Annotated in this window: 19 protein-coding genes, 1 tRNA gene and 1 riboswitch; of the genes, 6 read left to right on the forward strand and 14 right to left on the reverse strand. The window is 73.9% G+C overall.

Features of this window, described 5'->3' with window-relative positions; all coding sequences use genetic code 11:
- Positions 1 to 141 precede the first annotated feature (141 nt).
- Positions 142 to 1,698, reverse strand: a complete 1,557-nt coding sequence (locus ACIA8O_RS33665) for a cellulose binding domain-containing protein (protein WP_396297812.1) — start codon at positions 1,696 to 1,698, stop codon at positions 142 to 144.
- A gap of 281 nt (positions 1,699 to 1,979) precedes the next feature.
- Positions 1,980 to 2,531, reverse strand: a complete 552-nt coding sequence (locus tag ACIA8O_RS33670; RefSeq protein WP_396297813.1) for a hypothetical protein — start codon at positions 2,529 to 2,531, stop codon at positions 1,980 to 1,982.
- A 168-nt stretch (positions 2,532 to 2,699) separates the two neighbouring features.
- On the opposite strand from ACIA8O_RS33670, the gene ACIA8O_RS33675 reads away from it, so the two are divergent.
- Positions 2,700 to 3,413, forward strand: a complete 714-nt coding sequence (locus tag ACIA8O_RS33675) for a response regulator transcription factor (RefSeq protein WP_396297814.1) — start codon at positions 2,700 to 2,702, stop codon at positions 3,411 to 3,413.
- A 35-nt stretch (positions 3,414 to 3,448) separates the two neighbouring features.
- Positions 3,449 to 4,825, forward strand: a complete 1,377-nt coding sequence (locus ACIA8O_RS33680) for a sensor histidine kinase (protein WP_396297874.1) — start codon at positions 3,449 to 3,451, stop codon at positions 4,823 to 4,825.
- A gap of 219 nt (positions 4,826 to 5,044) precedes the next feature.
- Here ACIA8O_RS33680 and ACIA8O_RS33685 read toward each other — a convergent pair whose 3' ends face one another.
- Entirely contained in the window at positions 5,045 to 5,578 is a 534-nt protein-coding gene (locus tag ACIA8O_RS33685) for a VOC family protein (RefSeq protein ID WP_396297815.1), read from the reverse strand.
- A gap of 226 nt (positions 5,579 to 5,804) precedes the next feature.
- Between ACIA8O_RS33685 and ACIA8O_RS33690 the strand changes: the two genes are divergently transcribed.
- Positions 5,805 to 6,359: an Lrp/AsnC family transcriptional regulator gene (locus ACIA8O_RS33690; RefSeq protein ID WP_396297816.1), complete on the forward strand. Its 555-nt coding sequence runs from the start codon at positions 5,805 to 5,807 to the stop codon at positions 6,357 to 6,359.
- A gap of 29 nt (positions 6,360 to 6,388) precedes the next feature.
- On the opposite strand, the gene ACIA8O_RS33695 is transcribed toward ACIA8O_RS33690, so the two are convergent.
- From ACIA8O_RS33695 to ACIA8O_RS33705, 3 genes are all read right to left on the reverse strand, one after another.
- Positions 6,389 to 7,168 carry a S16 family serine protease gene (locus tag ACIA8O_RS33695; RefSeq protein WP_396297875.1) on the reverse strand — a complete coding sequence of 260 codons (780 nt, stop codon included), beginning with the start codon at positions 7,166 to 7,168 and terminating at the stop codon, positions 6,389 to 6,391.
- 132 nt (positions 7,169 to 7,300) lie between these two features.
- Entirely contained in the window at positions 7,301 to 7,951 is a 651-nt protein-coding gene (locus ACIA8O_RS33700; RefSeq protein WP_396297817.1) for an IclR family transcriptional regulator, read from the reverse strand.
- A gap of 380 nt (positions 7,952 to 8,331) precedes the next feature.
- Positions 8,332 to 10,152: a DEAD/DEAH box helicase gene (locus ACIA8O_RS33705; RefSeq protein ID WP_396297876.1), complete on the reverse strand. Its 1,821-nt coding sequence runs from the start codon at positions 10,150 to 10,152 to the stop codon at positions 8,332 to 8,334.
- A gap of 340 nt (positions 10,153 to 10,492) precedes the next feature.
- Here ACIA8O_RS33705 and ACIA8O_RS33710 point away from each other — a divergent pair, with 340 nt between their 5' ends.
- Complete coding sequence (locus tag ACIA8O_RS33710) at positions 10,493 to 10,918, forward strand: SsgA family sporulation/cell division regulator (RefSeq protein WP_396297818.1); 426 nt, start codon at positions 10,493 to 10,495, stop codon at positions 10,916 to 10,918.
- Positions 10,919 to 10,930: 12 nt separating this feature from the next.
- Here ACIA8O_RS33710 and ACIA8O_RS33715 read toward each other — a convergent pair whose 3' ends face one another.
- From ACIA8O_RS33715 to ACIA8O_RS33730, 4 genes are all read right to left on the reverse strand, one after another.
- The gene (locus ACIA8O_RS33715) at positions 10,931 to 13,447 is read right to left on the reverse strand and encodes a bifunctional lysylphosphatidylglycerol flippase/synthetase MprF (protein WP_396297819.1); all 2,517 of its coding nucleotides are present in this window, start codon (positions 13,445 to 13,447) and stop codon (positions 10,931 to 10,933) included.
- Positions 13,444 to 14,754, reverse strand: a complete 1,311-nt coding sequence (locus ACIA8O_RS33720; protein ID WP_396297820.1) for an alpha/beta hydrolase — start codon at positions 14,752 to 14,754, stop codon at positions 13,444 to 13,446. Before ACIA8O_RS33720 ends, ACIA8O_RS33715 begins: the two co-directional genes overlap by 4 nt.
- Before the next feature lie 36 nt (positions 14,755 to 14,790).
- A complete protein-coding gene (locus tag ACIA8O_RS33725) occupies positions 14,791 to 15,405 on the reverse strand; it encodes a class F sortase (protein WP_396297821.1) in 615 nt (204 codons plus the stop codon).
- Between the two features lie 306 nt (positions 15,406 to 15,711).
- Positions 15,712 to 18,285, reverse strand: coding sequence for a phosphatidylglycerol lysyltransferase domain-containing protein (locus ACIA8O_RS33730; RefSeq protein WP_396297822.1), 2,574 nt, complete (start codon positions 18,283 to 18,285; stop codon positions 15,712 to 15,714).
- A 191-nt stretch (positions 18,286 to 18,476) separates the two neighbouring features.
- Between ACIA8O_RS33730 and ACIA8O_RS33735 the strand changes: the two genes are divergently transcribed.
- On the forward strand, positions 18,477 to 19,721 hold the full coding sequence (locus ACIA8O_RS33735) for a hypothetical protein (protein WP_396297823.1): 1,245 nt from the start codon (positions 18,477 to 18,479) through the stop codon (positions 19,719 to 19,721).
- An 8-nt stretch (positions 19,722 to 19,729) separates the two neighbouring features.
- On the opposite strand, the gene ACIA8O_RS33740 is transcribed toward ACIA8O_RS33735, so the two are convergent.
- Entirely contained in the window at positions 19,730 to 21,178 is a 1,449-nt protein-coding gene (locus ACIA8O_RS33740; RefSeq protein WP_396297824.1) for an MFS transporter, read from the reverse strand.
- A gap of 105 nt (positions 21,179 to 21,283) precedes the next feature.
- Positions 21,284 to 21,598: a DMT family transporter gene (locus ACIA8O_RS33745; RefSeq protein WP_396297825.1), complete on the reverse strand. Its 315-nt coding sequence runs from the start codon at positions 21,596 to 21,598 to the stop codon at positions 21,284 to 21,286.
- Positions 21,599 to 21,633: 35 nt separating this feature from the next.
- Positions 21,634 to 21,694: riboswitch (guanidine-III (ykkC-III) riboswitch) on the reverse strand.
- Between the two features lie 261 nt (positions 21,695 to 21,955).
- Here ACIA8O_RS33745 and ACIA8O_RS33750 point away from each other — a divergent pair.
- Positions 21,956 to 22,030, forward strand: a tRNA-Cys gene (locus tag ACIA8O_RS33750).
- Between the two features lie 178 nt (positions 22,031 to 22,208).
- On the opposite strand, the gene ACIA8O_RS33755 is transcribed toward ACIA8O_RS33750, so the two are convergent.
- Together ACIA8O_RS33755 and ACIA8O_RS33760 are read right to left on the reverse strand one after the other, a co-directional pair.
- Positions 22,209 to 23,693, reverse strand: a complete 1,485-nt coding sequence (locus ACIA8O_RS33755; RefSeq protein WP_396297826.1) for a PPE domain-containing protein — start codon at positions 23,691 to 23,693, stop codon at positions 22,209 to 22,211.
- Between the two features lies 1 nt (position 23,694).
- Positions 23,695 to 24,021 carry a hypothetical protein gene (locus ACIA8O_RS33760; RefSeq protein WP_396297827.1) on the reverse strand — a complete coding sequence of 109 codons (327 nt, stop codon included), beginning with the start codon at positions 24,019 to 24,021 and terminating at the stop codon, positions 23,695 to 23,697.
- Between the last annotated feature and the right edge of the window lie 94 nt (positions 24,022 to 24,115).

Genomic DNA, 24,115 nt, shown 5'->3' on the forward strand with positions numbered 1-24,115 from the left:
CGCCCGGCCGCCCCGGGCGCCCGCCCCGCGGCCCGCGCGGGCCCCCGCCCGGGCCCCGGGTGCGGCCCCCGCCGGGGGGCCGGGGGGGGGGCCCCCCCCCCCCGGGGGGCCCCCCCCCCCGGCCGCGGGACGGACGGACCGTCAGCCGGTGTACGCGCCGAGGGCCCGGGTGAAGTCCAGCGGCTGCTGGGCGATGCTGCTGCAGGTCGCGTCGGCGGCCTGCTTCGGGCCACCGGGGCAGGCCTTGTCACGGGTGCCGGACCACATCGACAGCCAGGCCAGGTGCTTGGTCTTCGCGAACGCGGCCAGCTCGGTGGCGTCGGCCACCGTGAAGACCTCGGTGGTGACGTCGTTCACACCGATCATCGGGGTGACCGCGACCTTGGCCCAGGCCGCGGCGTCGGCCAGGCCGAGCACCGACTTCAGCTGGGCCTGGGTCGCGGTGGCGGCGTCGATCGCGTACTTGCCCATCCGGCCCTGGGGGTTCGGGGCCGCCCCGGCGCCGTAGTCCATCGCCATCACGTTCACCGCGCCGATCGCCACCCCGGCGGCCTTGGCGTTGGCGACCAGGTTCACGCCGTCCTGGGTGAGGCCGCTGGGCAGCACCGGGAGGGTGAAGGAGACGTCCAGCGGGCGGCCCTTGGCGGCGGCGTTCTTCTGCAGCTGCGCGATGGCCTGGGCGCGGCGGGTGTTGGCGGCGGTGTCACCGAGGGCACCGCCCTCCACGTCGAAGTCGACCTTGGTGAGGGCGTAGGCGTCCACGGTCTTCTGGTACGCGGCGGTCAGCTCGGCCACCGAGGTGCAGGCGGTGGCGAGCTCGCTGCCGTTGGCACCGCCGAAGGAGGCCCGGACGTCGCCGCCGATCGCGCGCAGGGCGCCGATCTGGGCGGCCACCGGGTCGGCGGTGAGGTCGCTGACGCCGCCCCACTTCGGGGTGCAGCCTCCTCCGGAGACCACGAAGGCCAGGTTGAAGTTCTTCACGCCGCCGGCCTTGGCGGTGGCCACCAGGTCGAAGGGGGGCCAGAGGGAGGTGTCGACGTACGGGGCGAAGTGAGCGGTCGTCAGGGGCGGGGTGGTGGGGGTCGGGGTGGGGGACGCCGTCGGGGTGGGGGTCGAGGTCGGGGTCCGACTGGGCGTCACGGTCGCGGAGGCGGACGCGGAGGCGGACGCGGTCGGAGAGGCGGACGCGGACGCCGTCGGGGACGCGGAGGTGCTCGGGCGGCCGGAGGGGGTGGGCGGCGGGGTCGAACCGCCCTTGCACGGGGAGTCGTTGACGGTGCAGTTGGCCGGTTCGGCCTGGGCGGCGCCGCTGCCCTGGACCACGAAGCCGACCTCGACGGTCCTGCCCGGCTCGATCCGCTTGTTCCAGGCCTGGGCCTTCACGGTGACGTGCTGGCCGCTGGCGCTGAAGGTGGCGTTCCACAGCGAGTCGATCCGGGCACCGGCGGGGAGGTCGAAGCCGAGCGTCCAGTCGTCGATCGCCTCGCTGCCCGGGTTGGTCACCAGGTACTGGCCGGTGTAGCCGGAGTCCCAGGTGCTGGTGCGGCTGTAGACGGCGCCGAGGCTGGCCGCGCCGGCCGAGGAGGCGAAGGTGACGGCGGCTCCGGCAGCGAGGACGGTGGCCAGGGCGGCCGCGACCGCCATCGGCGCCTTCCGGCTGCGGCGGCGGTGTCCCGAACGGCGGGTGGGCTGGCTCATCTGCTCGCTACCTCCGGCGTCACCGGGAACCCCTCGCTCCCGGACGAGCCAGACGCTAGCCCCGCCGCACCCCCCGGAAGCCGCCCCTCAGCCAGCCGAACACCTCTCTTACGGCACCGTTAAGGAAGAGGGCCGGGGAACGCAGGTGGTTACACCGGGGGCGCGGGGAACTGCGCGAGTACGGAAGGCGGACCACCGCCAGGTCGGGGCAGGCGAGCCGGTTGCACGTGCTGCCGTTCCCCCGCGCGCAGTTCCCCGCGCCCCCGAAGGCGTGGCCACCTTCAGCGGACGACGGTCTGGACGTCCGGGTGGTGGCCGTTCCAGGTGGCGAAGACGGAGTTGGTGGCGCCGTCCTTGGTGAAGTCGACGCGGAGCCACTTGTCGCCCTGCCAGATCTGCATCTGCCAGTCCTGGTCGGGGGTGGCCGAGACCAGTTCGGCGGTGGTGGGCTGCATGTCGAGGGCGACCCGGCCGCCGGGGACGCGGTAGCTCTTGACCGAGGAGACCGCGGTCGGGCTGCCGGGGGCCGCCGGGGTGGCGCTGGGGGCGGCGGGCTTCTTGGACGGGGTGCGGCTGGGCGACGGGCTGGCGGGGGCGAGCGGGACGGTGGAGGGCGTCGGCGAGGGGGACGACGAGGACTCACCGGCCGTGGCGGCGGGGGGAGTTGACGGGGCCTCATCGGAGGGCAGGCCGGCCGAGGTGGGGAGCTGGAGGGCGGAGGGCTGTTCGAAGGCGGTCTCGGCGAGCACCGCGTGCACGCCGAACCAGGACAGCGCCACCGCCGCCCCGGTGGCAGCCGTCCAGGCGCCGAGTTGTACGAGTCCGTTCCGCATCGCGCCCTCATCCTGCCGTACCACCGGGACCGGCTGGCGTGCAGGTCAGGGAATCGGCAGGGAAGTTGCACAAATGACACCGAGGTGGCAGGGGGCGGCCGTCCGGTACTCCTGCCAGACCCACCGAGGTACAGACCACTGGGCCGGGATGGCGTAGCCTGCGGGCCCATGGCAACAGTGCTCGTGGTCGAGGACGACCCCTTCGTACGCTCCGCCCTGATCCGGCACCTGGCCGAGTCCGGCCATGCCGTCAGGAGCGTCGGCACCGCGCTGGAGGCGCTCCGCGAGGTGGCCCAGGTCGGGTGCGACCTGGTGATCCTGGACCTCGGCCTGCCGGACCTGGACGGCGGCGAGGCGCTGAAGATGATCCGCGGGCTGACCGACGTCCCGGTGATCATCTCCACCGCCCGGGACGACGAGGCGGAGATCGTCCGGCTGCTCAACGACGGCGCCGACGACTACCTGGTGAAACCGTTCTCCGTCGAGCACCTGACGGCCCGGATGGCGGCGGTGCTGCGCCGCTTCGGCGGCGGCAGCGCCCCGGCCGGGCGGGTGCTGCGGGTCGGCGGGCTGGCGATCGACGTGCAGCGCCGGGAGGCCCTGCTGGACACCCGACCGCTGGACCTGACCCGGCGCGAGTTCGACCTGCTGGCCTTCCTGGCGGCCAGGCCCGGGGTGGTGGTGCCGCGCAAGGAGATCCTGGCCGAGGTGTGGCGGCAGACCTACGGCGGGGACCAGACCATCGACGTGCACCTGTCCTGGCTGCGCCGCAAGCTCGGCGAGACCGCCTCCAAGCCGCGCTACCTGCACACGGTGCGCGGCGTCGGGGTCCGCCTCGAGGCGCCCGCCGCTCCGGCGCCGGACGGCGGGGAAACGGCGTGAGGCGGCGCGACCGGACCGGCGGGGGCGGCCAGTCGCTGCGCTGGGCACTGGTCAGGGCGGCGGTGGCCGGGACCACCATGGTCGCGCTGGCCTTCCTGATCCCGCTGGGCCTGATGGTCCAGCAGACCGCCCGGGACCGCGCCTTCGCCGCCGCCGAGCGGCAGGCCGCCGCACTCGGCCCGGCCCTGGCCATCACCACCGAACAGGACGCCATCGCACGGGCGTTGGCCTCCACCGACTCGGCCACCCAGGACCGGGTCGCGGTGCACCTGCCGGTCACCGGCTTCGGCCCCGGCACGGTGGTCGGCCACGGCCGGGCACCGCAGTCCTCGGTGGCGGAGGCGGCCGGCCAGGGCCGCTCCGGGCAGGGCCGGTCCTTCGTGGCCGAGGCGCCCGGCGGCTTCGTGCTGCTCAAGTCCGTTGCGGTGAGCGGCAGTCGGGTCGCGGTGGTGGAGGTGTTCGTGGCCGAGGAGGAGCTCGGCCACGGGGTGGTCACCGCCTGGCTGGTGCTCTCCGGGGTGGCGGTCGGACTGGTGGCCATCTCGGTGCTGGTGGCGGACCGGATGGGGTCCCGGATCGTCGGCTCCTCCCGCCGGCTGGCGGCCGCCGCCCGTTCGCTCGGCGGCGGCAACCTGGCGGTGCGGGTGCCGGTGGACGGCCGGGAGTCCGAGGGCCTGCCGAACGAACTCCGGGAGGCCGCCCACGCGTTCAACGCGATGGCCGACCGGGTGGTCCACCTGCTCGCCGCCGAACGGGAGTTGGCCGCCGACCTGTCGCACCGGCTGCGCACCCCGCTGACCGTGCTCCGGCTGAACGCCGCGTCGCTGGGCAGCGGCGACGCGGCGGACGCGACCCGGCACGCGGTGGCCCAGCTGGAGCGCGAGGTGGACCAGATCATCCGGGCCGCCCGGCGCTCCCCCGAGGACGTCCCGCAGGTGGCGATCGGCTGCGACGCGGCCGAGGTGATCCGCGAACGGGTCGGCTTCTGGTCCGCGCTGGCCGAGGACGAGGGGCGCCGCTGGCAGCTGGCCGGGGCCGAGGGCACGGCCCCGGTGCCGGTCCAGCGCGGCGACCTGGCGGCGGCGGTGGACGCCCTGCTCGGCAACGTCTTCCGGCACACCCCGATGGGCACCGCCTTCTCGGTGGACGTGCTGGCCACCGAGGGCTCGGTGATCGTGCTGGTCGGCGACGCGGGGGCCGGCTTCGCCGACCCGGAGGCGGCCCTGCGCCGCGGCGAGGGACAGGGCGGTGAGGGCTCGACCGGGCTCGGCCTGGACATCGTCCGCAAGCTGGCCGAGACCACCGGGGGCGACCTGCTGCTGGGCCGCTCGGCCGGCCTCGGCGGGGCCGAACTCCGCCTGCGCCTGGAGACCAGGCCGACCCTCCCCCGCCCCGCCCGCCGCCGCCGCTGAGCTGGCCTCCGGCCAGGCGGCCGGCCGAAGGCCGGTCAGGGGCGCGGGGAACTGCGCGCGACGTAAGCAGGAGACTCGTGTGCCGGGTACGGGCACCCACTTGCAGGTGGTTCTCCGTACCCGGCACACGAGTCAGCGCCTTCCGATTCGCGCCCACGCGGCGGAGCCGCACATCAGCAGAGCCCCGCGCCCCTGACCGCCCTCCGGGCGGCCCGTCGGCTAGGGCCGCAGCAGGTGCGGCGGGGCGGGGCGGTAGCCCGGCAGGTACGGGCCCGGGTAGGCGGTGCGGTCGGCGAGCAGGTGGCGGGCCGGGCCCGGGGTGCCGAGCACGGCGAGGACGGCGGTGCCGTAGAAGTCGCTGAGTTCGAACGGCTCGATGACCGAGCGGGCGCCGCGGTCCACCGCGTAGTCGTACGCGGCGTACGCGTCCGGCACCTCGATCACCAGGTCCAGCAGCGCGTCCCCGTGCCGCTCGACGTGCTCGGCGATCCGCCGGGCGTGCGAACTCACCGGCGCCAGCGCGGAACTGACGACCAGCCGGACCGGCCCGGACTCCAGCACGTACGAGAGCACCGAGGGGCAGCCGGTCGCCGGGCCGGCCCAGGCGGTGCAGCGCATGGCGAGCGAGACGGCGTAGTGGCGGGCGGCGAGGCGGGCGTCCCGGACGGCGTAGACGGCGTCGGTGCGCAGTGCCGGGAGCGGACCGGCCCCGTCCGGGTGGAGGACGGGCGGTGCGGTGGAGACGTCGGTCAACGAGTACCTCCCCGGTGGGCCGGCCTGGGCCCCGCGGCCCGGTGTGGGGGCCCGTTCCGCGGGGCGGTGCAGGGAGCGTCCCGTCCGCACCGGCGTTACGCAACCGGTGCTCCCGGTCCTGGGCAAGCTGCCCCCCCGGGCCGGAGAATGGCGGTCACCGCTGGACAGATTGCCCACCCCCACGGGCACCGCCCCACCGCCCCCACCCCCGGACGGAGCAGCCGCCGTGCAGACGCCGAACGACGCCATCGACCAGCTCGACGGCAAGCTGATCAGGCTCCTCAGCGAGGAGCCGAGGATCGGCGTGCTGGAGTGCTCCCGCCGCCTCCAGGTGGCCCGCGGCACCGTGCAGGCCCGGCTGGACCGCCTCCAGTCCCGGGGGGTGATCGGCGGCTTCGGCCCGCAGGTGGACCCGGCGGCGATCGGCTACCCGGTGACGGCCTTCGCCACCCTGGAGATCTCCCAGGGCCAGGGGGTGGACGTGCGGGCGCACCTGACCTCGGTGCCGGAGGTGCTGGAGCTGCACACCATCACCGGGCAGGGGGACATGCTGGTGCGGATCGTGGCCCGGTCCAACGCCGACCTCCAGCGGGTGATCGACCGGGTCGTGGGCTTCGACGGGATCGTCCGGGCCTCCACCGCCATCGCGCTGGAGAACCCGGTGCCGTTCCGGGTGCTGCCGCTGGTGGACCAGGCGGCGCGCGAGCAGGCCGCCCGGGACCAGGCCGCGCGGGACCAGACGGGGCACGACCGGCTCCACGACACCCGCACCGGCGCCTGAGCGCGGCGTCGCTGACTCCCCGTCAGGGCTCAGCAGGTGGGGACCGCGCCGCCCTCGTTCAGTGCGGTGAGCGCGGCGACGGCCCCGGCCAGGGTCTCCACCGGCACCAGCCGCAGCCCGGCCGGCAGGTTCACCCCGGCCTCGGAGCACTCGCTCTTCGGGACCAGGAAGACGGTGGCCCCGTCCCGGGCGGCGGCCTGGGTCTTCAGCGGCACCCCGCCGACCGCGCCGATGTTCCCCTGGTCGTCGATGGTCCCGGTGCCGGCGATCACCTTCCCGCCGGTCAGGTCGCCGCCCTTGCCGTCGCCGGCCAGCTTGTCCACGATGCCGAGCGCGATCAGCTGCCCGGCGCTCGGCCCGCCGACCGCGCCGAGGTCGACCGTGACCTTGACCTGGGCGGGCGAGAGCTTGAGGTAGCCCAGGGCGGCGGTGGTGGCGCTGTCCTGGGAGTCCGTCATCTGTTCGGCCGTCACCTGCTCGGCCTTCTCCGGGTCCTTCTCGGGGTAGACCGCCTCGGAGGGCAGCACGGCCTCGTCCGGGTCGATCCAGGCGCTCAGCGCCTCGGCCAGGCTGAGCCGCTCACCGGGGTTGGTGGCCGAGATGGTCACCATCCGCAGCTGCCCGCTGGTGGGCCGCACCGGCGCCCCGGTGACGGTGAGCACCGTCCGGTCCTGGTAGGCGCCGAGCACGTCGGCGGTGTCCCCGGGCATGGTGAGCGTGTACGGCAGCGGCACGAGGGCGGCCGTCCCGAACAGCGCCGCGACCAGCACCCCGCACAGGGTCAGCGCACGGGCCCGGGGGCCGGGCAGCCTGCGGGCGCGCGGGGCCGGGGACGGGTTCTGGTCGGGCACACCGAGATCGGACACACCGTGATCGTACGGGGTCGCCCCCGGCGCCGGGCCCACCGCCGGGCGTTCGGCCGGGGTGTCCGGAGCGGGTGCTCAGCGCAGGGCGTCGGCCACCTCGGTGGCGGCCTCCACCACGCGCGGGCCGACCCGCTCGGGCACCAGGCCGTTGAGCATCACCACGCCCACGCTGCCCTCGATGCCGCTCAGGCCGATCAGCGCGGCGGCGGCCCCGCTGGCGCCGGACTGCTCCTCCGCCCGGGTGATCACGAAGCCCTGCTCGGGGCGGCGCTGGCCGGGGAAGTTGCGGGCCTCCAGGATGGCGCGGCCGGCCGCGCTCTCGTCCAGCGGGTGGCGCAGGCCGGTGCGGTAGGCGACGTGGAAGTCGGTCCAGCTGGGCTCGACCACGGCCACCGCGAGCGCCTCCGCGCCGTCCACCAGGGTCAGGTGGGCGGTGGCGCCGAGGTCCTCGGCCAGGCTGCGCAGCGCGGGCAGCGCGGCCTCGCGCAGCAGCGGGTGGACCCGGTGCGCGAGCCGGAGCACGCCGAGGCCGACCCGGGCCCGGCCGCCGATGTCGCGGCGGACCAGTCCGTGCTGCTCCAGGGTGGCCAGCAGGCGGTAGACGACGGTCCGGTTGACGGCCAGTCGTGCCGCCAACTCGGTGACGGTCAGGCCGCGTTCGGAGTCGGCGAGCAGCTTGAGGACCCGGACACCACGGTCCAGGGTCTGGGAGGTCTCGGCAGTCACGACGCGCATTCCTTTCTGCGGCGGCCGCCTGGCTCCGGGCAGGGGGGACCGAAGCCGGAGACCGGGGTGTCGCGCGCAGGTGGGGGTGTCCGCGCTGAGGCTGTGCGTCGGCGCCGTCGACGAGCGCACTGCCTTGCGGGTGCGCCCGTCCCGACCGCGGGTGGTCGTTCGAGAGAGCGTGGGGAGAAAGTAGTGAACGGAGGCCGCGCTGCGGAAGGGCTTGTCCAAAATTCGGTCAACATCCGTTATCGAACGCGCGCCAAAAAGGGACAACAAGCCCATTTCCCAGGGCTTAATCAGTCAGGTGTTCGAAGGAATTCCGGAGTCCGGACACGGGCGGTGTGAACGGAAGGTGTGAACGGACTCCGGGCGGAGGGCCGTCAGTTGGCCCACTCCTTCACCTTGGCGATCCGGGCCTTCAGCTGGTTGGCGGTGGCCTGCGCGGTGAGCGGCCCGCCGCACTGGCGGCGCAGCTCGTTGTGGATGGTGCCGTGCGGCTGGTTGGTCCGGTGGTGCCAGGCCGCGACCAGGCCGTTCAGCTCCTTGCGCAGGTCGCGCAGCTCCTGATGGGTCACCACCGGACGCTGCTCGGCCGGGAGTTCGAGCAGGTCGGCCTCCTCGGCCGGCCTGCCCTTGGAGCGCTGGATCTGCCGGGTCTGCCGCTTCTGCAGCAGCATCTGCACCTGGTCCGGCTCCAGCAGGCCCGGGATGCCGAGGTAGTCCTCCTCCTCCTCGCTGCCCGGGTGCGCCTGCATCCCGAACTCCATGGAGTTGTAGAGCACCCGGTCGAAGACCGCGTCCGAGCCGATCGCCTCGTAGCTGAACTCGTCGCCGCCGGCCCCGTCCGGGCCGTCGTCGGCCCGCTCGGCCTCGGCGAGCAGCCGGTCCTCCTCGTCGAACAGGCCCTCGCCCTCCTTCTTCGGCCGGTCCAGCACGTGGTCGCGCTGGAGCTCCATCTCGTTGGCGAAGCCGAGCAGGGTGGGCACGGTGGGCAGGAAGACCGAGGCGGTCTCGCCGCGCTTGCGGGCGCGCACGAAGCGGCCGACGGCCTGGGCGAAGAACAGCGGGGTGGAGATCGAGGTGGCGTACACCCCGACGCACAGCCGGGGCACGTCGACGCCCTCGGACACCATCCGGACCGCGACCATCCAGCGCGAGGTGCCGGCCGCGTAGTCGGAGATCCGCTTGGACGCCTCGGCCTCGTCCGAGAGCACCAGGGTGACCTTCTCGCCACTGATCTCGCGGAGCATCTTGGCGTAGGCGCGGGCCACGTTCTGGTCGGTGGCGATCACCAGGCCGCCGGCGTCCGGGATGGCCTTGCGGACCTCGGTGAGGCGCTTGTCGGCGGCCTGCAGCACGCTCGGGATCCACTCACCCTGCGGGGCCAGCGCGGTGCGCCAGGCCTGGGCGATCAGGTCCTTGGTCATCGGCTCGCCGAGCCGGGCCTCCAGCTCGTCGCCGGACTTGGTCCGCCAGCGCATGTTGCCGCTGTAGGAGAGGAAGATCACCGGGCGGACGACGTGGTCGGCCAGCGCGTGGCCGTAGCCGTAGGTGTAGTCGGCCACCGACTTGCGCAGGCCGTCGGTGTCCACCCCGTACTGGACGAACGGGATCGGGTTGGTGTCGGAGCGGAACGGCGTACCGGTCAGCGCCAGACGCCGGGTGGCCGGCTCGAAGGCCTCGAAGCAGGCCTCGCCCCAGGACTTGGAGTCACCGGCGTGGTGGATCTCGTCCATGATGACCAGGGTCTTGCGGGCCTCGGTCCGGTTGCGGTGCAGCATCGGGTTGACGCCCACGCCCGCGTAGGTGACCACGATGCCGTGGTACTCCTTCGACAGCGGGCCGGAGGAGTAGGCCGGGTCGAGCTTGATCCCTATCCGCCCGGCCGCCTCCGCCCACTGCTTCTTGAGGTGCTCGGTGGGCGCGACCACGGTGATCTGCTGCACCAGGTGGTTGTGCAGCAGGTACGAGGCCAGGGTGAGGGCGAAGGTGGTCTTGCCTGCGCCCGGGGTGGCGACCGCGAGGAAGTCCCGCGGCTGGTTCTCGACGTACTTGTCCAGCGCACCCTGCTGCCAGGCCCGGAGCTTGCCGGCGGTGCCGTAGGCGGCACGGCTCGGGAAGGCCGGGGACAGGTGGTGCGAGCCCGCGTGGGCGGCCTTCGCCGCATGGTGCGGCTGGGCGTCCGAGAAGAGCGGGGTCATGGCGGAGCTGGCGGCAGTACTCACGGTCTCCGAGGGGGGATCGTCGCAGGTCAGGGCCGATGTGGCGGGCCCGATCCACGGTGGGACGGCGGTCGGACAACCCGCCTAGCCTACCGGGGCCGGAGCGGGAGGACGGCCCGACACGGGGGCCGCGCGGGTGCCCCCGGGGCCCTGGTCAGCGGCTCCCGCGGGCCCCTTCCGGGGCCTCCGGAGGGGCCCTCGCCTGTGATGCGGATCACCCGTTCACGCCACCGTAGTCGCGTAAGCCCCGGGCGCCGCACGCGTCTCTTCCGGTGTGGCCACGACAAGCGGGCCGCACGCACCGCCACCGGGAGGCACCATGTCCGTCGTCGAGCAGGCCGTCCAGGCCCGCCTCATCGTCAGCGCGCACCGTTCGGCCCCGCTCCGGGTCACCCTGCGCTACCTGGCCGGGGACCCGCTGGCGGTGCGGATGGGCTTCCCCGCCGAGTTCGCCCTGGACGGGGAGGCCGCCCCGGACGACACCCCGGAGATCACCTGGGTCTTCGCCCGCGAGCTGCTCGCGGGCGGGGTGGACCTGCCCTGCGGCCAGGGCGACGTGCACGTCCGCCCGTCCTCCGCGCGGCACACCGTGGTCGAGCTGCGCTCCCCCGAGGGCACCGCGCTGGTCCGCTTCCCCACCCCCGACCTGCGGCGCTTCCTCTGGCGCAGCCACGCCCTGGTGGCGGCCGGCCAGGAGCACCTCCACCTGGACGCCGACCGGGCGCTGGCCGAGCTGCTCCGGTGATCCGGCGGGGCCTCAGGAGGAGAGCTTGCGCATCAGGCGCACCCCCTGAGCGGGCGTCAGGTGCGGCAGGTAGGCCTTGCCGATCGCCCGGCTGATGCTGGCCAGCGCCGCCGGGTCCGGGTACACCATGTACATCGGGCGGTACTCGGGCTGGAACTTCGCCTTGAAGGCCAGCAGCGAGCGGAAGCCGTACACCGGCTCCATCGAGCGGCCCAGCCAGTCCATCAGCCGGTCCAGCGCGGTCGGCTGCCCGCCCCGCTCGACCCGGGCCAGCGGGGCGCCGGACAGGCTGAGCCACTGGGCGCCCTCCTCCTTGAAGCCCAGCGCGGCCGAGGCGATCAGGAACTCCATCACGCCCCGGAAGCCGTCCGAGCGGCGGCGCATGAAGTCCAGCGTCCAGCCGACCGGCACGCCGTCCCGGTACACCGGCATCCAGCTGGTCAGCCCGTGCACGGTGCGGTCGCCGTCCACCGCGATCAGGATCCGCACCGCCGGGTCGGCCAGCTCGTCCAGGCCGCCCAGGGTGAAGCCCATCTCGGGCAGGCCCTTGTCCGAGACCCACTCCTCGGAGATCGAGCGGATCTGGTCCCTGACCGCGATCGGGGCGTCCGCCCAGGTCCACCACTCGGCGGTGATGCCCTGCTTGGCGGCCTTGTTCAGCGAGGTCCTGATGTCCTGCCACTTCTTGCCGGTGAAGGCCAGGTCCGGCAGCGGCACCACGGTGTCCTCGGCCACCTGGAGCGAGCGCCAGCCGAGCCGCTCGGCCTCCTGCTGGACCTGCGGGGTGACGCTGTAGAAGCACGGGGTCCAGCCGCGCTCGTCGCAGTACCGGGCGAAGCCGGCCACCGCCCGCAGCCGGGCCCCGGGCTCCCCGAACGGGTCCCCCGTGGTCAGCGCCACGGTGGCCAGCACCCGGTACGCCACCGCCGCCTCGCCCCGCTCGTCGAACCAGTAGTGGTTGCCGTCCCAGGTGGTGATGAAGGAGAGGGTCGAGCCGCCGTGACGGGTCAGCAGCTCCCGGGCCCGGGCCGCGTCCTCGGCGTCCACGTGCACCACCGGGCGGCGGAAGGCCAGGAACAGCGCCGTCAGCGCCACCGCCCAGAACAGCACCCCGCACCAGATCTGGGTGGCCTGCGCCGTCCCGCCGGCCGCGATCGGGTAGTCCGGCACCAGCGCGTTGTAGGCCGGCGGCAGCAGCTCCGAGGGCAGCCCGGCGACCAGCTGCCCGAAGGTGGCGTCCGGCTCGTACTGGTCCCGCACCAGCCAGCCGATCCCGACGTACGCGCCGCAGCCGAGCAGCAGCGCCGCGCCGACCACGATGCCCAGCCGGCGCACCACCCGGCCGGGCAGCAGCTGGTCGAAGCGCTGACGGGTGGTCAGCAGCAGCACCAGCACCAGCACCGGCAGCAGCATCGCCTCGCCCATCAGCTGGATCAGGAAGCCGGCGCCGCCGGTCGAGGCGAACTCGTCGTAGTTGTCCACCAGCAGCCAGACCAGCACCCCGGCCCAGGCCAGCTCGGTCACCACCGTCAGCCGCCAGGCGAGCCGCAGGCCCCGGCGCAGCCCCTCGGCCAGCACCAGCAGCAGGGCCGGGACCAGGGCCGCCATCAGGCGCCCGGGCGAGTCGAAGAACCGCTGGGTGGAGTGCGCGGCCGCGCAGGCCCGGGCCGACTCCTCGCAGGCGGCCGCCACCTCCTCGGCCGAGGGCACGTGCGAGAAGTAGAGCTCGCTCATGGTGTTGAACGGCCCGATCGCGTCCTTGTACAGCGAGGCCACCAGCGGGCCGACCGCGGTGGCCACCAGGCAGAGCGCGACCAGCACCCGGGCCTCGGTGTGCGAGATCCCGCGCGGGCGGGCCGGGCCCCGGTGGAACAGCACCGCCCCGAGCAGCAGACCGACCAGCACCGCGGCCACCCGGCGCACGCCCTCCAGGTGCCCGATGTAGAGCATGGTGACCACCGGCATCAGCACCACCAGCAGCCGCAGCCGGCGCCGCCAGAGCGCGGTCAGCCGGTAGCTGAGCACCGCCGCCAGGCCGAGCAGCCCCGGCACCGGGCCGACCGCGATCTGGTCCTGGACCGCCTGCGTCCAGTTCAGGTCGGCGGCCACCCCGAGCCGCACCAGGGCCACCGCGAGCAGCGAGCCCAGTACCTGGCAGACCGTCAGCGCCAGCACGCAGCGGCCCGCGCCCAGCCGCTGCTCCGCGACCGGCCCGACCAGCAGCAGGAAGAGGCCGGTCACCACGTACGCGCCGATGCCCGGCATCCACAGCAGCGAGGTCAGCGGGGTCCACCAGCGCCCGGCCTCCAGGGTCGGCAGGCCGACCCCGACCCGCTCCAGCAACGGCTGGTCCGGGCCGGCGCCGAGGCTGCCGGTGGCGGCGCCGACCGCCCACAGGGCGGCGAACAGCACCAGGGTCAGCGGGGCGGTGCGCACCCGGGCGGCCAGCAGGGCCAGCATCCGCAGCCGGCGGTGCCGTTCGGGGGCCGGGGTGGTGGGCGCCCCGGCGGCCGGGAGGGTCTCGGTCATCGGATCAGTCCCGTCGTCCGGGCCAGCCAGGTCAGGTTGTCGCCGAGCCCGGCCCGGAAGGTGTTCCAGTCGTGGGCACCGGGGACGGTCTGGAACCGCGCCTGCATCCCGGCCGCCAGCGCCGCCTGGTACGCCACCCGCTGCTGCGGCCCGTACTCGCCGTCGCCGTCGCCCACCACGAAGGTGGCGGCGGTGTCGGGGAAGCGCTGACGGGCCATCACGTGCAGCGGGTCCACCGCGTCGAAGGCCGCCTCGTCGCCGCCGAAGGCCTCGTCCACGGTCTTGGCGTGGCTGCCCAGGGTCGGCTCCTGCTGGCCCGAGATGTCCAGGAACGAGCCGTAGACCTGCGGCGCGTTGACCGCCAACTGGAGCGCGCAGGTGCCGCCCAGCGAGAGGCCGCCGATCGCGGTGGCGGTGCGGCCGGTGGCGGTCTGCAGGTGGGCGTGGATCCAGTCCGGCACGTCCACGGCCAGATAGGTCTGGGCCTTGGCGATCCGGGAGTCCATGCAGAGCGTGTTGGCCCACTGGGAGCCGATCTGGTCCGCCACCACCACGACCGGGGCCAGGCCCTGGTGCGCGGCGGCGAAGGCGTCCAGCTGCTCCGGGAGCTGACCGGAGTTCACCCAGTCGGCCGGCGAACCAGGCTGACCCGCCATCAGCACCAGCACCGGCAGCAGCGGCCGGGGGTCGGCCTGGTAGGCGGGCGGCAGGTAGACGTACGCGTCCCTGGCCTTGAAGCCGGACTTGGTGCCGGGCACCGGCGCGGTGGAGACGGTGCCCTTGGCCGGCAGCCCGGCCGGGGCGTGCCAGACCTCGGAGAGCACCTTGCCCGGCGGCACCTCCACCGCGCGCACCCGGCCGGTGGTCAGGGCGTCGGTCTTGCCGATCCACGGGGCCAGCAGCACCCGCGCGGTCGGGTACTGGTCGAACTCCCGGTTGATCTCCGAGGAGGCCATCAGCACCACCAGGGCGGCGCCCAGCGCGGCCAGCGCCCGCCCGCGCCAGGGCAGCGGCGGCATCCGGAACAGGGCCAGGCAGACACCCAGGATTCCCACCGAGATCCAGAACAGCGTCGGCCGCGGCAGCCCGTCCGGCAGCGGCTGCCACCAGTCGTCCACCACGTACTTCAGCAGCACCGAGAGCGCGGCGGCGGTCACCACCGCGCACGGGAAGCGCCGGGTCCACCAGCCGCGGCCCCGGGACAGCGCCAGCCCGAGCAGCGCGGCGCAGCCGGCCACCAGCACCAGGTACGGGATCACCCCGGTGGTCAGGCTCCAGTCCAACGGGTCCCAGGCCGCGATCGTCATGCCGCTCGTCTCCTCCGCCCCCCGTTTGATGGCCGGTCAGGTGGCGCTGCGCACCAGGTGGGCGAAGACCACCACGTTGGCCTCCCAGCCGCGGGCCGCCGAGTAGTCGCCCCCGCAGGTGATCAGCCGCAGCTGGGAGTCCCGGCCCGGGCCGTAGACCCGGGTGTCCGGGAAGTCCCGCTTGGCGAAGCTCTCCACCGCGTCCACCACGAACCAGCCGGTGCCGCGGTCCTCGCCCTCCACCTCCACCTGGTCGCCCTTGCGCAGCGCACCCAGCCGGTAGAAGACCGCCGGGCCGTCCGCGGTGTCCACGTGCCCGGCCATGATCGAGGTCCCGCGCTGCCCCGGGGTGACGCCCTCCCGGTACCAGCCGGCCAGGTTCCGCTCCTTCTCCGCCGGGGCCTCCAGCCGCCCGCCGCCGTCCAGCCCGAGCCGGGCCACCGGCGCGTCCACCCCGATCGCCGGGATCCTGATCCGGGTCGGCACCGCCCGCTCCCTCGGCGGCACCAGCAGCGCGGCGGTGGTCGCCCCGTCCAACGCCTGCGCCGCCCCGGGCGCCGGCGGCAGCACGATCCCCCCGCCCCCGAGCAGCCACGCCCCCACCAGGACCGCACCCCCGGCCAACACCGCCCCGGCCCAGTTCCCCACCACCCGCACTCCCTCGCTCCGCCCGACTCACGACCCCGCCAGTCAACCGGCCATCCGCCCCACCCACCCGCTGTGGGCTTCTGAACGGGTGACCGAAGCCGCATGCGGCTGCGCCGCTGGGGGCGCGAGGAACTGCGCGAGTACGGAAGGCGGCCCACCTGCATCTGAGGGCACGTCAGCCAGTTGCACGTGCTGCCGTTCCCCCGCGCGCAGTTCCCCGCGCCCCCGGGTATCCACGTACGTCCCTCGCGGCCCGGGGTAACCACGTACGTTCCCCACGCCCCGGGGTGACCACGAGCACCCCCGGCCTCACGCCCCGGCACCCCGCGCGCCGCGCAGCCGACGCCGCGTCAGCAGCCCCTCCCCCGCCAGCCCGGCGGCCAGGATGGCGGGCAGTTCCGAGGACTTCTCGTAGAGCAGGTAACGGGACCGCCGAGCAGGCAGGAAGCGGGCCGCGGCCCGCTGGCGTTCGTCCAGCCGCCACCAGCGGCCGAGCAGCCGGAGCACCCGCCACCGGGCCCCCGGCGCCATGGTGAAGTTGAGCGAGACCCGCCGCAGGCCGAACTCCCCGGCGCGCAGCAGCACTTCGGTGAGCAGGTGGGAGACCAGCCCGTCGTCCGACTCGCGGTCGCGGCGGATCAGGTCCAGCGCCAGCCCGTCCCCGCCCCACGGCACCAGGCTGACCAGCGCGCAGACCCGCCCCCGCTCGTCCAGCGCCTCGGCCAGCAGGCAGTCCCCGTCCGCCGGGTCGCCGAACCGCCCGAGGGTGAGCACGAAGTCCCGGACGTCGCGGCCGTGCCGCCAGGCGTCGGCCAGCCGCACCAGTTCGGCCACCTCCTCCGCCGGGACGTCCCGGTGGCGGCGGACCACCGCCCGGTACCCGGCGGCGGTGACCCGGGCCCGGACCGCCCGCAGCTCCGGCCCGGGCACGAACCCGGCCGCCGTGACCACCCCTTCCGTCCCGTACTCCAGGGCCCGCAGCCCCACCGCCCGGTACGCCTCGCAGCCCCGCCCGCCGGGCCCGATCACGGCGGGCACCCAGCCGGCCTCCCGGACCCGCTCGCGCCAGGCGGCCACCGCCCCGGCCCAGGCCTCCGGGTCGCCGACCGGGTCCCCGGCCGCGAAGGAGACGCCGTTGAGCACCCGGTGCACCACCGCGGCCCGCCCGTCCGGCGCCCAGCAGACCGCCCGGTCCCGACGGAGCGTCAGGTAGCCCAGCGAGTCCCGCTCCCCGTACCGGGCCAGCAGCGCGCGCAGCCGCCCCTCCTCGGGCGGCTCCAGCCGCTCGGTGCCGCGCGGGGAGCGGAACAGCATCCGCACCGCGAGCAGCAGCACCCCGGCGCCGAGCACGTTGAGCAGCAGGTCCAGCCAGCCGGGGACGGTGAGGTCGGTGTACTCGACCAGCCCGGCCATGGTGACCAGCCGCAGCGCCACGTACCGGGCGCAGTCCGCCCAGCCGGGGTGCTCTCCCTCGTCGGCCAGCCGCAGCACGACCGTGCCCACGCCCGTCATGACGACGCCGCCGACGGCCAGCACGGTCAGCCCGGCGGCCAGGTTGCCGCGCTCGCCGCGGGCCCGGAAGGCCGGGCGGGCGGCCAGCAGGGCGAGCAGCAGGGCGGTGGTGAGCCCGGCCGAGACCCAGTTGAAGGGGTGCGCGCGGTCCTCCGGCAGGGCGGCCAGGGCCAGCCCGCAGAGCGCCGCGTACCCGGCCACCACCGCGGTGGTGACCAGCCAGGCGGCCCGTTTGCGGCGGCGGACCATCACCGCGAGCAGGCCGGCGAAGAGCGCGGCGGTGAAGCCGGCGGTCATCAGCACCGGGGTGAAGTACTCGCCGCTGTTGGCGCGTTGCACCCGGTCCCGGAACGGGGCGATCAGGCCGGCCACCAGGTTGAGCAGGGTGGCCACCCGCAGGTACCACTCGGCGGCGGTGGCGCAGCGGAACCGCCACCGGGGCACCGGCTGACGGACCGTCGGCCCCTGCGCGGGCCGCGGCGGTGCGGGCACCGGCGGGGGTGCCGGGGCGGGCCCGGGGGCCGCGACGGCGGCGGCGGGCTCGGCCGTGCCCGGGTCCGGGGCGCCCGCCAGCACGTCGTAGAAGGAGGTCTTGGCCGCCACCACCCGGCGGTGGAAGCGCTCCTCCCGCCGCTCCGCCCGAGCCAGCCGCCGGGGCCGGGCGTGGTAGCGCCAGCGGGCCCACGGGCTGGCGGGGCGGGCCAGCCGGAGCATCCCGACCACCGCCAGCGGGGGCAGCATCACCCCGATCAGGCCGGTCCAGATCTTCCCCTTGAACAGGCAGACCAGCACCGGCACCAGCAGCAGCCCGGCCACCCCGACCTGACCGAGGGTCAGCCGGCCGGAGAAGCCGCCGAGCGGCAGTTCACCGAGCAGCAGCAGCCCGATCAGCGCGACCACCAGGATCACCGCGTCCACCGAGGCCCGGCCCTGCTCGCTCCAGTACACGTCCTTGAGGTGGAGGACCAGGGCGAACTCGTCCAGCACCAGCCCGCAGCCGATCCCGAAGCCGACCGCCAGCACGTTCCACAGCTGCCCGCCGTCACCCCGGACGGCGAAGGCACCGACCCCGCAGACCACCATCAACCCCTGGCCGAAGACCACGTGGTGGATGTGCAGGCCGCCGGGCGTGACGTTGCCGGGCCACCAGCTGGTGCCCCGGCGGATCATCCGGACGCTGAACCGGATGAACAGGAACGAGCCGATCAGACCGAGCAGCAGCAGGAAGAGCGGCTCCCGGCCGGTGTCGACGATCCGCTCCCGGTAGGCGTCGAGCAGCGACTGCCACATCGGCTGCTGCTCCTCCCACCGCGGCCCGCGTCCGCCCCGGTCGCCGCGCGGGGTCACCCCCATCTGACGACCGGTCAGCACGGCGCGCCACCGGGGTACTCCGCGCGGGTGAGCGCGCCGTGCACGCCCGCAGGATCACCCGCGGATCCCGCCCCGCCTTACCCGTTTCGCGCCCTCGTGCATGGGAAGCTTTGGCCCGATCACCGACATCCATGCACTTATCGGACAAACAGCCCACGCTGCCCCGACGAGCTTCCGGAACGGACGTGCCCATGGACGCAATCTCCCGTCGCAGCCTGCTGGCCGCCGGAGCGGCCACCGCCGCCACCCTGGCGGCCGGCTGCGGCAGCGGCACCACCAACGAGGGCGAGCAGGCCGCCCCGCCCGCCAACGCACCCGCCGCCCCCGGCGAACAGGCCGCCCCCGCCAAGCCCCCCGCCACCCCGATCGGCGACGGCTCCACCTCCGACACCGGCCCCCAGCCCCACCAGCCCACCCCCGAGAAGCTCAAGCCCGGCGAGCGGCCCCCGCAGTTCGTGGTCTTCTCCTGGGACGGCGCCGGCGAGCTGGACAACCGCCTCTTCACCCGCTTCCGCAAGCTGGCCCAGGAGCACAACGCCTCGATGACCTTCTTCCTCTCCGGCATCTACCTGCTGCCCGAGAGCAAGAAGGACCTCTACCACCCGCCCCAGCACCGGGTCGGCGCCAGCGACATCGGCTACCTGTCGGACCAGCACATCCACGACACCATCGAGCAGTTGGGCGCCGCCTGGCTGGAGGGCCACGAGATCGGCACCCACTTCAACGGCCACTTCTGCGGCGCCAACGGCGGTGGCCGCTGGTCCCCCGAGGAGTGGGACAGCGAGATCCAGCAGGCCATGGACTTCGTGATGAACTGGAGGACCAACACCGGCTTCACCGACCTGCCCGCGCTGCCCTTCGACTACCGCAAGGAACTCGTCGGCGCCCGCACCCCCTGCCTGGAGGGCCAGCGCGGCCTGCTGCCCACCGCCGTCAAGCGCAACTGGAAGTACGACTCCAGCGGCCCCGGCGGCACCCAGGTCTGGCCCCAGAAGTTCCAGGGCGGCGCGCTCTGGGACATGCCGCTGCAGTCCGTCCCCTTCCCCGGGCACAGCTTCCAGGTCCTCTCGATGGACTACAACATCATGTACAACCAGTCCGGCAACAACACCAAGGGCAACCCCGGCTCCTACGACGCCTGGCGCACCCAGGCCACCGGCTCCCTGCTGGCCGGCTTCGAACGCGCCTACACCTCCAACCGGGCCCCGCTCTACATCGGCAACCACTTCGAGCAGTGGAACGGCGGCATCTACATGGACGCCGTCGAACAGACCATCAGGACCATCGCCGCCAAGCCCGAGGTCCGGATGGTGTCGTTCCGTCAGCTCGTCGACTGGCTGGAGGTCCAGGACCCGGCCGTGCTCCGCAAGCTCCAGACCCTCACCCCCGGCCAGGCCCCCACCGGCGGCTGGGAGACCTTCCTCGGCACGCCATAGAGCCCGTCTCAGCCGTCCGCCTGCTCTCCGGCCCGGGTACGGACCCGGCCGGAGAGCAGGGCGCCGACCAGCGCCACGCCCGTCATCACCGCGAAGATCGCCGTGAACGGGGCCACCGGCACCGAACCGCCGCCCTCCGTCCCCACCGGCGAACCGCCGCCCAGGCCCGCGAACAGCACCCCGGCCAGGCCGATCAGCAGCACGTTGCCCAGCGCGTCGCTCAGCTGGAGCGAGGAGGAGTTGACCCCGGCCTCCTCCGGCGCCGAGAGCTTCATCATCAGCACGCTGATGCTGGCCACCGCCAGCCCCATCCCGGCCCCGCCGACCGCCCAGGCCGCCGCCGCCACCCAGACCGGCACCGCCGGGACGAGCACCAGCGCCGCCCCCGCGATCGACACCGCCGTCAGCACGAAGCCGAACCGGATCATCGCCTCCCGGTGCGCCTGCGCCCCCGGCAGCCCCTGTAGCCACGAACCCACCGCCCAGGAGAGCCCGCCACTGGTCAGCGTCAGCCCGGCCATCGTCGGCGACAGCCCGCGCTGGGTCACCATCATCAGCGGGATGAACGCCTCCGCCGCGAAGAACGCCCCCGCCGCGATCCCGCGCAGCAGGATCACCGTCGGCAGCCCGCGGGCCGCCCGCAGCGCCCCCGGCGGCAGCAGCCGCACCACCGCGGGGCCCAGCAGCGCCGCCCCCGCCACGGCCGGCAGCAGCCCGATCAGGTCGAGCCGCTGGCCCGCGTACTGGAGCAGCCCCGCACCGAGCGCGGCCATCGCCGCCCGCACCGTCCTGGCCCGGTCGAACTCCTTGGCCTCGGCGGGCGGTTGGGCCCGCTCGGAGCGCCGCAGCGCCGGACCCATCACCGCCAGCGGCAGCAGGATCAGCACCGGCACCGCCAGGAACACCCACCGCCAGCCCAGGTGCTGGGTCACCGCCCCCGAGACCACCGGCCCGACGATCGAGGGCAGCACCCAGGCCGCCGAGAAGGCCGCGAACACCGACGGCCGCAGCCGCTCCGGGAACGCCCGCCCCACCACCACGTAGAGCGCCACGATCACCAACCCGCCGCCGAGCCCCTGCACCGCCCGGCCCGCCACGAACATCCACATGTTCACGGCCGCCCCGGCCAGCACCAGCCCCGCGCCGAACACCGCGATCCCCGCGAACAGCGGCCCGACCGGCCCCCGCCGGTCCGACCACTGCCCGGATATCACCAGCGCGAACAGCGTCGAGGTGAAGTACCCGGAGAACGCGAAGGCGTACAGCCCCAGCCCGCGCAGGTGCTCCGCCGCCACCGGCATCGCGGTGTTCACCGCCGTCGCCTCGAAGGCCAGCAGCAGCACCACCGAGACGATCCCCAGCGTCAGCGCCCGGTACGGGCCGCTGAGCACACCGCCCGCGTCCTCGAGAGGTGGTTCGTGGACGGTCTGGGTGGCGCTGCCGGCTGCTGTGGTCATGCCCGACATCGTAAGTGCCGTCCGCCGAAATGACCCCTGACCTGCAGGTCCGTTCCCACTACCCCGCAGGTCCTAGGCCCACGTAGGCCCACGCCGGCGCCGCCGTCAGTGCAGCACCTTCAGCCCCACCACACCGCCGAGGATCAGCACCAGACAGGTCACCCGGGCCGCCGTCACCGCGTCCCCCATGACGGCCATCCCGTACACCGCCGTCCCGATCGCCCCGATCCCGACCCAGACCGCGTACCCCGTCCCCAACGGGATGCTCTTCATCGCGTACGCCAGCCCGCCCATGCTCAGCACCAGGGCCACCCCGAACACCACACTCGGCACCAGCCGGGAGAACCCCTTCGACGCCTCCAGGGCGACGGCCCACACGGTCTCCAGCACACCGGCAACGATCAACACGATCCAGGCCACGACGGGCACTCCTCGCAGTAGGTCTCGACATCACTACTGCGCCGTCTTGTCGTTCCGGGTACGACGCGCCTCGTCCGGGGTGATCACTCACCTGCCTCCGAGGCTAGCACGCGCCTCTCGCGCACCGTGCAACAGACAATTCACATTCGGGGATTGACGAGGACTCACTCCATCCGCCACCATGAATTCACACAGCGCCCCGGGAATTCCGGGCCAGGACGACAGGAGCAGGCCATGAGCAGGAAGACGGTGGCGATCGCAGCGCCCCGCACCTGTGCCGCTCCCTGTTGTCGCTCCTGTCGCTGACCTCCCCGTTTTCCGCCGGCAGCCGTCACCGACCTGCCGTCACCCCTTCACGGCCGTGTGCCCGAGTGGTTGAGGGAACCGCCTGCAAAGCGGTGTACACGGGTTCGATTCCCGTCATGGCCTCCATTTGCCGAATTCACCCGACCTCCTCCCGGCGGGTGAATTCGGCATGCCATTTTCCAGGAATTGCCGAACACCACCGGAAAAAGCCGGGGCCCGGCCGCAGGATCTCTCCTGCGGCCGGGCCCCGGCCGTTCTCCGGCAAGTACCGCCCGGCCGACCCCTCGGTCAGCCGATCAGTGGATCAGTCGATCACCGGCGGGTTGGCCTTCCCGCCGGTACGCCAAGTGTCCTCGTCCTCGACCAGGTAGTCCGGACGCTGACCGTTCTTGTCCTTCTTCTTGCCACCGGCAGCACCCATCCCAGGCATGCCCGCAGCACCGGCCGCACCACCGCGCGCCCCGCCGCCCTGGCCGAGACCCGAACCGCCCTGGGTGAACGAACGCCCACTGGCCCCACCGGCCTTGGCACCACCGACCGTCCCGCCCTCACGACGGACCAGACTCGGCTTGCCGCCACCGGCCTTGCCACCGCCGGCACCCGCGGCACCGCCACCCGGCATACCGCCCATCCCGGGCATGCCCTGACGGCCCGACCCGGCACCACCGCCGGCACCACCGGCACCGGCACCACGGCCGCCGCCCGCACCACCAGCACCGGCACCGGCACCGGCACCACCACGGCCCGCGCCACCGGTGATCCCACGACCACCACCGGCACCACCGCCACCGATGCCGCGGCCACCACCGCCACCGCCAATACCCGGCAGCCCCACCGGCGGCAGCCCGCCGCCGCCACCGCCACCACCGCCGCCACCCGGCCCGGTCGGCACCGTCGGCACGTTGTGCCCCGGCGTCGGCAAGGTCGACACCGGCGGCACCACACTGTCCAGCCGCGGACCACCCGGCAACGGCCGCGTCGTCCCCGGCAGGGTGTTGTCCGGCGTGTGCGGACCGCCCGGCGTACCCGGCAGGTTAGGCGACTGCGGACTGTCCGGCTTCGGCATCCCGGGCGTGCTGCCGGGCGGCGTCCAGCCGGGCCTGTCGTTACCACCCGGGTTGTTCGGGGAGGGCGGCGCGATGTTGGGCTGCGGCTTCACCTGCGGGGGCGTCTGCGTGGGCGTCGGCTCCGACGGGAAGGGCCTGAGCCTGTCGTTACGGTCTTCCTCGAGCGGCGGTTCGCCCAGGAAGTCGACCGCCGACTGGTACTGCGGAGCCAGGTGCTCCATCACCACGATCGCGCGCTGATGGGCGATCTCGGTGGCCGACAGCTCGTCATAGTTCTTGTTGACCGCGGCGGCCCGGTCCATGTTCGCCGCAAGGTCCGCCTTGAACTGGGCGTCGGAGCGCTGGCCGAGGTCACCGACCAGCTTGATGCCACTCTCGAGGCGGCTGGGGACCTCGATGTCCCCCATCTTGGACTTGCTCTGCTCCAGCACCTTGCCTGCGAATTCCATCGCACTGGAGGTGCGGACGGCGTAGCTCGCGGTGTTGGTCAGGCTGGTCTGGATGCGGGCGGCCGCCTGGGTGAACCCCTCGGACGCCTTGCCCTCCCAGCTCTGCAGCGCATGCTGGACGGCCTTCTGCAAGTCGTCGGCGGCAGCCCGGAGCTCGGCGTCGACGTTCTTCCAGTGGTCGGAGACCTCCCTGAGACGCCCCGGGTTGGAGCCGCTCAGCATGTTCTGAAGCGGGATCAGCGCGTGGTCCTCGAAGTACGAACGGCTTCCCATGTCAGTCTGCCTTCTGGGAGTTCATGACGGACTTCTGCTCGTACTCGGTACCACGGTAGTTCTCGTTGACCTGCTGGGTCTTGTCCCCGAACTCGTTGATCAGCGTGTTCAGGTCCGAGATGGTCCGGGCAAGGAACGATTGCATGTTGCCGTGCGCGTCGGCCAGCGCCTTGGCCTCCTTGAAGCCGGAGCCGCCGAAGTCGTTCTGCGCGACCACGGTGTTGTACTTGCTGCTGTTGGCGGTCTGGCCGAGGTTCTGCTGGAGTGCACGCAGTCGCCTGACCACCGCCTCCAACTCATCGGTGTTGACCCGGTATCCGTTCGACATCCGGCTCCTCCCCCTGGAGTGTCTGCTTCCCCGTCTGACTGGCACGGACGCTGCTGACGCCCGGTCGACCGGTTGTTGTCACGCGGTCAGGACG

Source organism: Kitasatospora sp. NPDC051853 (assembly GCF_044452665.1).
Taxonomy (GTDB): Bacteria; Actinomycetota; Actinomycetes; order Streptomycetales; family Streptomycetaceae; genus Kitasatospora.